At 67.1% G+C, this 12,021-nt stretch carries 8 protein-coding genes; 4 read left to right on the top strand and 4 right to left on the bottom strand.

The genetic code is table 11. The features are described 5' to 3' along the window. Positions 1-88: 88 nt before the first annotated feature. Positions 89-3,850 carry a multifunctional oxoglutarate decarboxylase/oxoglutarate dehydrogenase thiamine pyrophosphate-binding subunit/dihydrolipoyllysine-residue succinyltransferase subunit gene (locus tag NI1_RS10225; protein WP_084522986.1) on the top strand — a complete coding sequence of 1,254 codons (3,762 nt, stop codon included), beginning with the start codon at positions 89-91 and terminating at the stop codon, positions 3,848-3,850. 200 nt (positions 3,851-4,050) lie between these two features. Then, positions 4,051-5,367, top strand: a complete 1,317-nt coding sequence (locus NI1_RS10220) for an FUSC family protein (protein WP_067817284.1) — start codon at positions 4,051-4,053, stop codon at positions 5,365-5,367. Here NI1_RS10220 and NI1_RS10215 read toward each other — a convergent pair. After that, positions 5,347-6,576 (bottom strand): vWA domain-containing protein, encoded by a 1,230-nt coding sequence (locus NI1_RS10215; protein ID WP_067817281.1) that lies wholly within the window; start codon positions 6,574-6,576, stop codon positions 5,347-5,349. The genes NI1_RS10220 and NI1_RS10215 overlap by 21 nt on opposite strands. A 178-nt stretch (positions 6,577-6,754) precedes the next feature. Between NI1_RS10215 and NI1_RS10210 the strand changes: the two genes are divergently transcribed. Both NI1_RS10210 and NI1_RS10205 read left to right on the top strand, forming a co-directional pair. Further along, entirely contained in the window at positions 6,755-7,447 is a 693-nt protein-coding gene (locus NI1_RS10210) for a PadR family transcriptional regulator (protein WP_067818131.1), read from the top strand. 88 nt (positions 7,448-7,535) lie between these two features. Further along, positions 7,536-9,026 (top strand): DHA2 family efflux MFS transporter permease subunit, encoded by a 1,491-nt coding sequence (locus NI1_RS10205; protein ID WP_067817278.1) that lies wholly within the window; start codon positions 7,536-7,538, stop codon positions 9,024-9,026. Positions 9,027-9,083: 57 nt separating this feature from the next. Here NI1_RS10205 and NI1_RS10200 read toward each other — a convergent pair whose 3' ends face one another. From NI1_RS10200 to NI1_RS10190, 3 genes are all read right to left on the bottom strand, one after another. Beyond that, positions 9,084-9,704, bottom strand: coding sequence for a Uma2 family endonuclease (locus NI1_RS10200; RefSeq protein ID WP_067817275.1), 621 nt, complete (start codon positions 9,702-9,704; stop codon positions 9,084-9,086). Between the two features lie 169 nt (positions 9,705-9,873). Further along, a complete protein-coding gene (locus tag NI1_RS10195; protein WP_067817272.1) occupies positions 9,874-11,400 on the bottom strand; it encodes a molybdopterin-dependent oxidoreductase in 1,527 nt (508 codons plus the stop codon). Between the two features lie 68 nt (positions 11,401-11,468). Then, entirely contained in the window at positions 11,469-11,891 is a 423-nt protein-coding gene (locus NI1_RS10190) for a VOC family protein (RefSeq protein WP_084522879.1), read from the bottom strand. Positions 11,892-12,021 lie beyond the last annotated feature (130 nt).

The following is a 12,021-nucleotide window of genomic DNA, read 5'->3' as shown; positions in this document are numbered from 1 at the left end:
GGGCATATCCTCAGTGGGGGCGCATCGGCGCGCATCCGCCGATTACCCGTGCCGGGCACGTCACAAACGTCGCAGCGCGAAGAACGAAATGAGGCGAACACCTGCTGTGAGCAGCTCAACAGACCAGTTCGGACAGAACCAGTGGCTTGTCGACGAGATGTACCAGAAGTACAAGCAAGACCCCTCGTCCGTCGATGAGAGCTGGCACGAGTTTCTGGCCGACTACACGCCGGAGAACACCGGCGACACCGGTAACAGCAAGCCGGTAGCCGCAACAGCTCCCCCCGCCGCCGCGCCGACCGTGGCTCCCGCCGCCGCTCCGACTCCGCAGCCCGCCCCCGCTGCCGCCGCGCCGGCCCCGGCCCCGGCCCCGGCTCAGGTGCGCGCCCCGCAGACCACCCCGGCCAAGACTTCGAACGCCGCCCCCACCACGGGTGGCCCGAAGCCCGCCGCCGAGGACGAGGCCGCCGTACTACGCGGACCGGCCGCGGCCATCGTGAAGAACATGTCGGCGTCGCTGACCATCCCGACCGCGACCTCGGTGCGCGCCATCCCGGCCAAGCTGATGATCGACAACCGGCTCGTCATCAACAACCATCTGGCCCGCACCCGCGGTGGCAAGATCAGCTTCACCCATCTGCTGGGTTACGCCATCGTGCAGGCCATCAAGTCCTACCCGAACATGAACCGGCACTTCGCCGAGATCGACGGCAAGCCGAACGCGGTCACCCCCGCGCACACCAACCTCGGCCTGGCCATCGACCTCAAGGGCAAGGACGGCAAGCGTTCGCTCGCGGTCGCGGCCATCAAGAACACCGAGGACATGAGCTTCGCGCAGTTCCACAATGCGTACGAAGACGTGGTCCGCCGGGCGCGCGACGGCAAGCTCACCAACGACGACTTCGCCGGCGTCACCATCTCGCTGACCAACCCGGGCACCATCGGCACCAACCACTCGGTGCCGCGCTTGATGCAGGGCCAGGGCGCGATCATCGGCGCGGGCGCCATGGAGTACCCGGCCGAGTTCCAGGGCATGGGCGACGAGCAGCTGGCGGAGATCGGCATCGGCAAGCTGATGACGCTCACCTCCACCTACGACCACCGCATCATTCAGGGTGCGGAGTCCGGTGACTTCCTGCGCACCATCCACAACCTGCTGATCTCGGACCAGTTCTACGACGAGATCTTCCACGGCATGGGTGTCCCCTACGAGCCGGTGCGCTGGCGCAAGGACATCAAGGAACGCGGCATCGACAAGTCGACCCGCGTCCAGGAAATGATCAACGCGTACCGCAGCCGCGGCCACCTGATGGCCGATACCGACCCGCTGCGCCTGGTCAAGGACAAGTTCCGCTCGCACCCCGACCTGGATGTCACCCAGCACGGCCTGACCCTGTGGGACCTGGATCGCGAATTCAATGTCGCGGGCTTCCACGGCCAGGAGCGCATGAAGCTGCGCGACGTGCTCTCCATCCTGCGGGACGCCTACGCGCGGCACGTGGGCGTGGAGTACACCCACATCCTGGATCCCGAACAGCTGCAATGGATTCAGGAACGCGTCGAGCAGAAGCACGCCAAGCCGACGGTGGCCGAGCAGAAGTACATTCTGTCCCGCCTGAACGCGGCCGAGGCGTTCGAGACCTTCTTGCAGACCAAGTACGTCGGCCAGAAGCGCTTCTCGCTCGAGGGCGCCGAATCGGTCATCCCGATGATGGACGCTGTCATCGACCAGTGCGCCGAGCACGCCCTCGACGAGGTCGTCATCGGTATGCCGCACCGCGGTCGCCTGAACGTGCTCGCCAATATCGTCGGCAAGCCCTACTCGAAGATCTTCACCGAGTTCGAGGGCAATATGAACCCGGCCGCCACCCACGGCTCCGGCGACGTGAAGTACCACTTGGGCGCACAGGGCACCTACATCCAGATGTTCGGCGACAACGACATTCAGGTGTCGCTGACCGCCAACCCGTCGCACCTCGAGGCCGTCGACCCGGTGCTGGAGGGTCTGGTTCGCGCCAAGCAGGATCTGCTCACCAAGGAAGACATCGTCACCAAGGGCGAGGAGGATCGCTCCTTCTCCGTCGTGCCGCTCATGCTGCACGGTGACGCGGCCTTCGCCGGACAGGGTGTTGTCGCCGAGACGCTGAACCTGTCGGGTCTGCGCGGCTACCGCACCGGCGGCACCGTGCACATCGTGGTGAACAACCAGATCGGCTTCACCACCGCGCCCGAGTACTCGCGCTCCACCGAATACTCCACGGATATCGCGAAGTTCATCGGCGCGCCGATCTTCCACGTGAACGGCGACGACCCGGAAGCCTGTGTGTGGGTGGCCAAGCTGGCCGTCGACTACCGGCAGAAGTTCCGCAAGGACGTCGTCATCGACATGATCTGCTACCGCCGTCGCGGCCACAACGAGGGCGACGACCCGTCGATGACGCAGCCGAACATGTACGACGTGATCGACACCAAGCGTTCGGTGCGTAAGGCGTACACCGAGAGCCTGATCGGCCGTGGCGATATCTCCATGACCGAGGCCGAGGCCGCGCTGCGCGACTACCAGGGTCAGCTGGAGCGGGTCTTCAACGAGGTTCGCGAGCTGGAGAAGTACACCCCGGAGCCGTCCGAATCGGTCGAGGACGAGCAGGTCATGCCGACCGCGCTGGTCACCGCCGTGGACAAGACGGTGCTACAGCGCATCGGCGACGCGTTCGTCAATGTGCCCGAGGGCTTCACGGTCCACCCGCGTGTCAAGCCGGTGCTGGAGAAGCGCCGCGAGATGGCGTACGAGGGCAAGATCGACTGGGCGATGGCCGAACTGCTGGCCTTCGGTTCGCTCATCGACGAGGGCAAGGCGGTCCGCCTCACCGGTCAGGACTCGCGCCGCGGCACCTTCTCGCAGCGGCACTCGGTCATCATCGACCGCAAGACCGGCGGCGAGTACACCCCGCTGCACAACATCGGGTCCAAGGCGCCGGGTTGGTTCGCGGTGCACGATTCGGCGCTGTCGGAGTACGCGGCCGTCGGCTTCGAATACGGCTACTCGCTCGGCAACCCGGACGCACTGGTGTTGTGGGAGGCGCAGTTCGGTGACTTCGTCAACGGCGCGCAGACCGTCATCGACGAGTTCATCTCCTCCGGTGAGGCCAAGTGGGGCCAGCTCTCCGAGGTCGTGCTCATGCTCCCGCACGGTCACGAAGGCCAGGGCCCGGACCACACCTCCGGTCGTATCGAGCGCTTCCTCCAGCTGTGTGCCGAGGGTTCGATGACGGTGGCGGTCCCCTCCACCCCGTCGAACTACTTCCACCTGCTGCGCCGGCACGCCCTGGACGGCATCCGCCGCCCGCTGGTGGTCTTCACCCCGAAGTCCATGCTGCGCAACAAGGCCGTGGTCTCCGAGATCGAGGACTTCACCGACAACAAGTTCCGCACCGTGCTGGAGGAGCCCACCTACGAGTCGGGCAACGGTGACCGCTCGAAGGTCAAGCGCGTGCTGCTGACCTCCGGCAAGATCTACTACGAGCTGGTAGCGGAGAAGCAGAAGCACAACCGCGACGATGTCGCCATCGTGCGGACCGAGCAGCTGTACCCGATCCCGAAGTTCCGTCTCAACGAGGCGCTCGAGGGATACGCGAACGCCACCGATCTGGTGTGGGTCCAGGAAGAACCCGCCAACCAGGGTGCGTGGCCGTTCTTCGGCCTGAACCTGCCGGAGATCCTCCCGGCCCGGTTCGGCAAGCTGCGCCGCATCTCGCGCCGCGCCATGTCGGCCCCGTCCTCGGGTTCGTCGAAGGTGCACGCCGTGGAGCAGCAGGAGATCATCACCGAGGCGTTCGCGCCGACCGTGTAATCACCGAAACCCCGTGCGGGGCCGGATCTCTCATCGAGGGGTCCGGCCCCGCGCCGTTTCCCGGCCGCCCGCCCCGGCGACTTCTGATCCATGGCCAGACATGGAGGGGCACGCCACCGCGCAAACCGCTCGGTGACCCATTCTGTGCTTGCGAAGGCTGCCCGGAATTCGTTAGCGAAGCTCACCTGTTTCAATGGGGTGTGACATCCGAATCGCAAACACACGCCGCGCTGCCGGAGATCGCGCGGGTCAGGGGGCTGCTGTTCCGGGTTCCGCCCGTGCGGAGCCGGGTCGGGGCGGGGGTGCGGTCCGCTGCGGCCTTCGCGGTTCCGGCGGCGCTGGTGGTGGGGGCGGGGCACCCGCAGGAGGCGCTGTTCGTGACGTTCGGGGCGTTCGCGGTGATGTACGGCGACGGGCGGCCGATTCGGGTGCGCGGGTCCATGGTGGCGATCGCGGGGCTGGCATTGCTGGTTTCGACGACGCTGGGTGCGATCGCCGGGCGGGCGATGGGCGGCGGCACCGCGGCGGCGATGGTCACCACGGTGCTGATGACCGGGATCGCGGTGGCCAGCGTGGCGGTGATCGGCGCGCTGCGGGCCGGGCCGCCGGGGCCGCTGTTCTTCGCGTTGACCGCCTCGGCGGGGATGGTGGCCGCCGAGGCTGGAGTGCCGATCGCGACGATTACCGGCTTCGCCGCCCTGGGCTGGATTTCCGCGCTGGCGGTGACCGGAATCAGTGTGGCCCTGGACTTTCGGCGCGGCGCGCGGTGGGTGCGGCCGCCGGTGCCGAGCATCGGGTACCGGCTGCGCCGGGCCGCCTCACCGCATTCGCACGCCTCGACCACGACCGTCCGGGTATTCGTGGCGTGTGCGATCGCGGGCGCGGCCGGGTTGGCGATCGGCTCGCTGCGGCCCTATTGGGCGGTGATCGCGGCGCTGGTCATTCTCGGCACCGGCCCGGATCGAGTTCGCGGGCACGCCAAGGCGATTCACCGGCTCGCGGGCACCTGTGCCGGGCTGTTGCTGTTCGCGGGCCTGTGGATGCTGCATCCATCCGGCTACGGCCTGGTCGCCATGCTGACCGTGCTCATGTTCGGCATCGAACTGTTCATCGCCGGGAACTACGCGATCGCGGTCACCTTCCTCACCCCGACCGCGCTGTTCGCCGGCGGCGCGGGCAGTTTGAGCGGCTCGGCCGGACCGATGATCCGAGATCGCTTCCTGGAGACCGTAATCGGCGTGATCGTGGCCGCCATCGCGTTGAACGTGGTCGACCGCCACGCGCACCGGCGCGGCCTGCACTGGTCCGAGCGCCGGGTCCGAGCGCTGACCACGCGACTGGCCACGACCGACGAGCCCGGCGACACCCTGCGGCACAGCTTGGATTTCGAGCTCACCGGATACGCGATGGCCGGAATCGATTGCGCGCACAATGATTCGGAGTGGATCAAGGAGCGCTGGCCCGAGCATTCGGCGCTGCTCGCCCACGGGCGCAAGCTACTGGAGCACGCCCGCTGACCGGGCCGCCCGCAACCAGTCCGGGAATTCGGCGAGCAGGCGCGAGTACAGCTCCGCGTCGGTGAGCTGGTCGATATCGTCGACGGCGAAGAAGCCGGCATTGTCGACCAGCCGGCCGTCCATTTCGTCCATGGTGCGCAGTAGCCCGTAGTTGGCCCGGCCGAGACCGACGAATTGCCAGAAGGCCGGCAGCGCCGCGGCTTCGCGCATGAGGGCGGCGATTTCGCGTTTCTTGCTGAAGCCGCCGTCGGTGAAGAACAGCACCAGGGTGGGGGTGCCGCCGGGACGCAGGCCGGCGATGATCTCGCCCATGATGGGCAGTTCGTGATTGGTGCCGCCGAGCGGGGTGTAGTCGATGCCGCCGTGCGTGCCGGACAGGTGCAGGTAGGTCTCGACCCACTCGTCCACGGTCGCCACGGTGATATCGGGGAGCTTGGCGAAGCCGACCGCGTAGAGGTACGGCTCGAGCTTGCCGTCGTCGTCGAGTTGGATGGCGACCGGGACCATGCGCTGCACGACGCGGTGCACCACCCGGGTGTTGTAGAGCTTGGACATGCTGCCGGTCTTGTCGACGACCAGCACGACCCGGGCGCGGACGCGCTCGGCGCCCTTGGTGAGCAGCACTTTCGCGACTTCGCGCTTGCGCAGGTCGAGGCGTTCCCGTTTCTCCAGCGACAGCTTCTCCTCACCGGGTGCGGTGCGGACCTCGCCGGGCTCGTCGTCCACGCTCACCCCGTGATCGGTGACGAGCGCGGCGAATCCGCCCGCATACCCCTGCCCGACCGCTCGCAGCTTCCAATCCGCGCCGCGTCGATACAGTTCCAGCCCGATCACCACGGATTCGCTGGAGAGCCCCTCGATCACGTACTCGCCCAGCGGATTCCCCGCGCCGTCGTGCACGAGCAGCTGGGGCGGGGCGAACCCGCCGAAGCTGGTCGCGGGATCCGGCAAGGTCAGCACCACTCGGACCTGTGCGATCTCCGCCGGCACCGCGGCGAACGAAATCCGCAGCGCGCCCGACGTTCCCGCCTCGAGCCGCACCCCCGGCCCCGTCGCCTGATTGAAGAAGACGAAGTCGGCGTCGGACCGGACTTTTCCGTCCGCGCGCACCAGCAGCGCCGAAACATCAACGCCCGCAATCGATCGCGCCGAGACCACCACCTCGCCCGCCTCGACCGCCACGTTCTGCCCTTTGACCAGTACCGTCACGGTCCGCTCCCGTTCATCTCAACCTCGGTCAGCAGCCTACAAAACAGTGGCCCGCCCGGTGCCGCACACCGGACGGGTTCACAGACCCCGGCCGCGGCGGCGCGGAGGGCTTGTGGCGGACATGCTCCAAGCCGTATATTCCACGTGGAATATTTGGCGCGGAAGAGTGGAGGATGCCGTGAGCGGGAAGCAGGCGGGGCCGGTGTTGACACCGTTGGCGGTCTCGGTGCTCGCGCTACTGGAGGAGAACCCGATGCATCCGTACGAGATGTATCAACTGCTGATGAACCGGCACGAGGACGAGCTGGTGAAGATCAAACCCGGCTCGCTCTACCACACCGTGGCCCGCCTGGCCGAGCAGGAACTGGTGGTCGCCGAGGGGACGGATCGGGCCGGTAACCGGCCGGAACGCACCACCTACCGGATCACCGGCGCGGGCACCGCGGCGCTGCGCCGGCGCATCGCCGACATCCTGCGGCAGCCCGTACAGGAGTACCCGATCTTCCCCGTCGCCCTGGCCGAAGCGCACAATTTGCCGGTGGACGAGGTCACCACCCTGCTCCGCGAACGCATCACCTGGATCGAAGGCCGACTCGCCGAGTACGACGCGCTGCGCGAATGGGCCCGATCCCGGGCGGTGCCGCGTCGGTTCTGGGCGGTCATCGACTACGTGGCCGCACTCACCGCCACCGAGGCGGAGTGGGTACGCCGGTTCATCGCCGATATTTCGAGCGGCGCGCTGGAGTGGGAGGACTTCGATCCCGCCACCGGTGAGCGCACCTCCACCTGCGCCGCCCCACTGGGCCACGACTGGGCCGCCACCCTCACCGCCGAGGACCTCGAGTCCGTCCGGAGAGGCGGTGCCCGATAAACCTTCCGCCCCAACTCGTTTCCGACTACCTCATGCCACCGGCGGCCACGCGCCTCGCGGCCGCCCATCCGGGACAGGAACGTAATCCATGACCACACAACGCAATCCGTGGCTGGCGCTATACGCGCTGGTCGTCGGGTTCTTCATGATCCTGCTGGATATGACCATCGTCGCGGTGGCCAATCCGGCGATCATGAAGGCCTTCGACGCCGATATCAACAAGGTCATCTGGGTGACCAGCGCCTACCTGCTCACCTACGCGGTGCCGCTGCTGGTGACCGGCCGCCTCGGAGATCGCTACGGCCCCAAGAACATCTACCTGCTCGGCCTGTTCGTCTTCACCGCCGCTTCGCTGTGGTGCGCGCTGTCGGGCTCCATCGAGATGCTGATCGCGGCCCGCGCCGTGCAGGGCCTCGGCGCGGCGCTGATGACGCCGCAGACCATGGCCGTCATCACCCGCACCTTCCCGCCGGACAAGCGCGGCGCGGCCATGGGCCTGTGGGGCGGCGTGGCCGGTCTGGCCACCCTGGTCGGCCCGATTCTCGGTGGCGCCCTGGTGGATTGGAAGGGCTGGGAGTGGATCTTCTACATCAACGTGCCGATCGGCATCATCGCCTTCGGGCTCGCGGTGTGGCTGGTGCCGTCGCTGGACACCCATGAGCACAAGTTCGATCTGGTCGGCGTGGTGCTGTCGGCTGCCGGAATGTTCCTGCTGGTCTTCGGTATTCAGGAGGGCAATACTCGCGATTGGGACGGCGTCATCTGGGGCATGATCATCGCCGGTATCGCGGTGCTGCTGGTGTTCGTCTGGAACCAGTCGCGCAATACCGGTGAACCGCTGGTGCCGCTCAGCCTGTTCAAGGATCGCAATTTCGCGCTCTCCAGCCTGGCCATCGCGGCCATGGGTGCGGCGGTGACGGCGACCTTCGTGCCGTTCTACTTCTACCTTCAGCAGGTGCGCGACATGTCGCCGACCAAGTCGGCCCTGGTGCTGGCTCCGATGGCGATTCTGACCGGCGTGTTCGCCCCGGTCATCGGCAAGCTGTCGGACAAGATGCCGCCGCGGGTGCTGCCGACCGCGGGCTTCCTGACCTTCGCGGCCACCATCTTCGGGTTCGCGGCACTCATGAAGCCGGACGCCTCGATCCCCGCGTACCTGGTGCTCGCCGGTATCGCCGGTATCGCCAATGCCTGCATCTGGGCGCCGCTGGCCTCCATCGCCACCCACAACCTGCCGATTCACCAGGCGGGCGCGGGTGCGGGCGTGTACAACACCACCCGGCAGGTGGGTTCGGTGCTGGGTTCGGCGACCATCGCCGCGCTGCTGTCGGCCCGGATCGCCGCGCAGCAGCTGCCCAGCGGGCCGATCGGCGAGGGCACCGGCGGCGGTCTCGGCCACCTGCCGCCCGAGGTCAAGGCCGGCGTCATGGAGAAGCTGAGCACCGCGCTCAGCCAGTCCATGTACCTGCCGGCGGGCATCCTGTTGATCGGCGTGGTGGCTTCGGCGCTGTTCGTCGGCTTCGGTCAGCCCGGCGGGCAGGGTGCGCCCACGCTGGAAAAGGCGGATGCGGGGCACTGACGTTGCGCCGCTGAGTGATTCGACGGGCTCCCGCACCGGTGCGGGGGCCCGTCGCCGTCAGTAGACGAGGCCGATCAGCCGCGTCCAGTCGAGACGGATCTCGATCGGCATGTCGACGGTGGTCTCGCCGCTGATCGGGGTGAGGCGTTTGTGCGGGCGGTAGTGCCCGAGCACCAGCACGTGAGTCTGGATGGCGCTCACCCGATCTCGATCCATATAGACCAGCCAGTACCAGGGGATGCCCGCGAGCGCGTACTCCGCCTGTTTGTCGGCGACATCGACGCGTTCGGTCACCGGCGACACCACCTCGATGGCCACCTTCACCCGCGAGGCGGGCAGCGGCCCCACATCGTCGGGCGAGCCGGAGAAGACGGCGATATCGGGCCGCCGCAAGGTGACTCGCGGCCACTCCCACAGCGTGATGTCGGGATCCAGTCCGACCCACAGCCATCCGTCGTTGTACCTGCTCATGTGGGCTTCGGCGGCGGCTTCCAGCATGGCGGCGATGCACCGGGCGGCATTGCGATGCGGCGGTGGCGGCGTTTCGGCGCGCACCACATCGCCGTTCACCACCTCGACCAGCCGGCAGAAATCGCGGGGCAATTTCTTCCAGATGTCGAGCGTGATCGGTTCCGGTTGCAGGTTTTCCGCCCGCGCCCACTCCAGCACTCCGGCCATGCGCAATTCCGCCTCTCCGTGACTTCAGCGCACAACTCGGGTGCCGTCGACCGTCATGCACGCGCCGGTAGTCGGGTGCCGGACCAATTTCGGCCGTACCCGACGAAATACCCTCACCTCACGAAAACAGCTGTCACCTTGCCATCAAACGGCCTGGCCGGTACGCAACTCACCCAACTCGCACCGAAATCGATGGATATCCCGTCGCACCGTCGGGAACCACGTCCTGACGCTTGTCCGTTTGGGTTTCGCCCGCGTGGTCGGTGGCGCGTGCCCAGATGGTGTGCAGGCCGGGCGTGGCGTCCCACTCGTAGACCCACTGCCGCCAGGTGTCCGCCGATGGTTCGGCGGCCAGGCGCGCGGGCTGCCATTCGCCTTGATCGACGCGCACCTCGACGCCCTGGATACCGCGATGCTGCGCCCAGGCGACGCCCGCCACGGCGATCTTGCCTGCCGTCAAGGAGGCGTGCCCGGTGGGAGTGTCGATACGCGTCCCGGTCTTGATCGGGCCGTACGCGGACCAGCCGCGTTTGGTCCAATACGCTTGGGCGCGATCGAATCTGGTGATCTCGAGTTCGGTCACCCACTTGGTCGCCGACACGTATCCGTACAGGCCGGGGACCACCAGGCGGGCCGGGTACCCGTGTGCGGTGGGTAGCGGTTCGCCGTTCATGCCGACGGCCAGCAGGGCATCGCGGCCGTCCATGAGGACCTGCAACGGGCTACCCGCGGTGAAGCCGTCGATGCTGCGGGACAACACCATATCGGCGTCGGCATGCGGACCCGCCTCGGCGATAAGGTCTTTCAGCGGATAGCCGAGCCACAGGGCATTGCCGATCAGATCACCGCCGACCGGATTCGACACACAGGTGAGGGTGACCAGCCGTTCCACCGGGGTGCGGGACGCGAGATCGTCATAGCTCAAACGGATTTCGCGATCCACCATGCCGTGAATGCGCAGCGACCAATCGGCCTTGCTGACCTGCGGGACGGTCAGAGCGGTGTCGATGCGGTAGAAGTCCGAGTTCGGCGTGACATACGACGCGAGCCCCGGAACCTTCAGATCAGCCCCCGGATCCACCGCGACGGCCGGTCCGCTCGGCGGCGGCAATTGCACCTCGGCCCGCTCCCCCGACACATCCCGTGACCGCACCCCGATTACCCGTCCGAGCACACCGGCGCCGATGCCGACCGCCGCGGCGGTGGCGAGACCCTTCAGCACCTGCCGGCGTTCCAACTCCACGTCGCTGGGTTCGGTGACGGCTTCGAACTCGCCGATCCGGCGAATCAGGCTGCGCAACACCATGATTCCGACGGCTACGCCGAAGATCGAAGGCAGTGCCCAGGTCCAGCTCGCATGCGGCCGGCTCACCGCGGCGATCGTCGCGCCCAGCCCGAAGACCCCGAAGAGCACCGACCCGATCGGCCGCGAAACCCGTTCGACGAGCCCGGCCACTCCCGCGACCACCAGGGCGACCAGGCCCATGAGCGTGAACAGCACCAGCTTGTCATTGGTCCCGAAGCTGTCGATCACCCACTCGCGCAACCCATCCGGCGTGTGATCGACGATCGTGGCCCCGGCCGCCTGCAACGGCGTGCTGTCGGAACTGATGAACACAGCCACCACTTCGGCGACGCCGAGAATCAGGACGCCCGCCGCCACTCCACTCGCAATACGTAGTTCGCGCCCGGTCACGAATCCGACCCTACTGCCGGGCCGGGCTCACGAACGGGCGCGAATGATGACGTTACGGTGACGCCTAACTACCCCTTGTTCCCCGTGTAGTTGATCATCCACGGCACGGAGTACTTGTCGTTCACCATGGCGAAGGCTTCGGCCCACTCGGTCGGGCCGTACGGCATGGTCACCTCGCCGCCGGCGGCGAACTCATTGAACAGGCGTTCGGCCTCTTCCGCGGAATCGACCTCGAGCTGGACCGTGAAGCCCGCCCGCGTGTTGTCGACTTCCTGTCCGGGCGGGCAATCCGAGCCGTAAAGGAAATTGGTGTCGCTCAACGGGAGCGCCACGTTCGCGACCCGTGCGCCGAACTCCGCGGGCATCTCCCCCGCGCCATCCATATCGCTGAATCGAGTCATCCGCAGTTCGCCGCCGAGGACGGAGGCGTAGAAGACGAAAGCTTCCTCGCAATTGCCGTTGAAGACGAGGTACGGGTTGGTCCGCAGCATGTGGTGCTCCTTGGTCGATGGCCTCTGGATCGGGTCGTAACCCACTCACCAGCTACGACGGTACCCCCGCCGGAAAGTCATCGGTCTCGGGGCAAAATTCCGCCTGCGCACGAAAAAGGCGCTGCCGGTA

This window comes from Nocardia inohanensis NBRC 100128 (assembly GCF_001612945.1).
GTDB classification, from domain to species: Bacteria; Actinomycetota; Actinomycetes; order Mycobacteriales; family Mycobacteriaceae; genus Nocardia; species Nocardia inohanensis.
Note: the sequence above shows the minus strand (reverse complement) of the source record. Positions and strands in the feature narration are given on the sequence as shown.

Excerpts from the sequence above, each read along its gene's own strand:
- NI1_RS10200 (WP_067817275.1), bottom strand. The coding sequence starts at position 9,704 with ATGGCCGGAGTGCTGGAGTGGGCGCGGGCGGAAAACCTGCAACCGGAA.
- NI1_RS10190 (WP_084522879.1), bottom strand. The coding sequence starts at position 11,891 with ATGCTGCGGACCAACCCGTACCTCGTCTTCAACGGCAATTGCGAGGAA.
- NI1_RS10225 (WP_084522986.1), top strand. The coding sequence starts at position 89 with ATGAGGCGAACACCTGCTGTGAGCAGCTCAACAGACCAGTTCGGACAG.
- NI1_RS10205 (WP_067817278.1), top strand. The coding sequence starts at position 7,536 with ATGACCACACAACGCAATCCGTGGCTGGCGCTATACGCGCTGGTCGTC.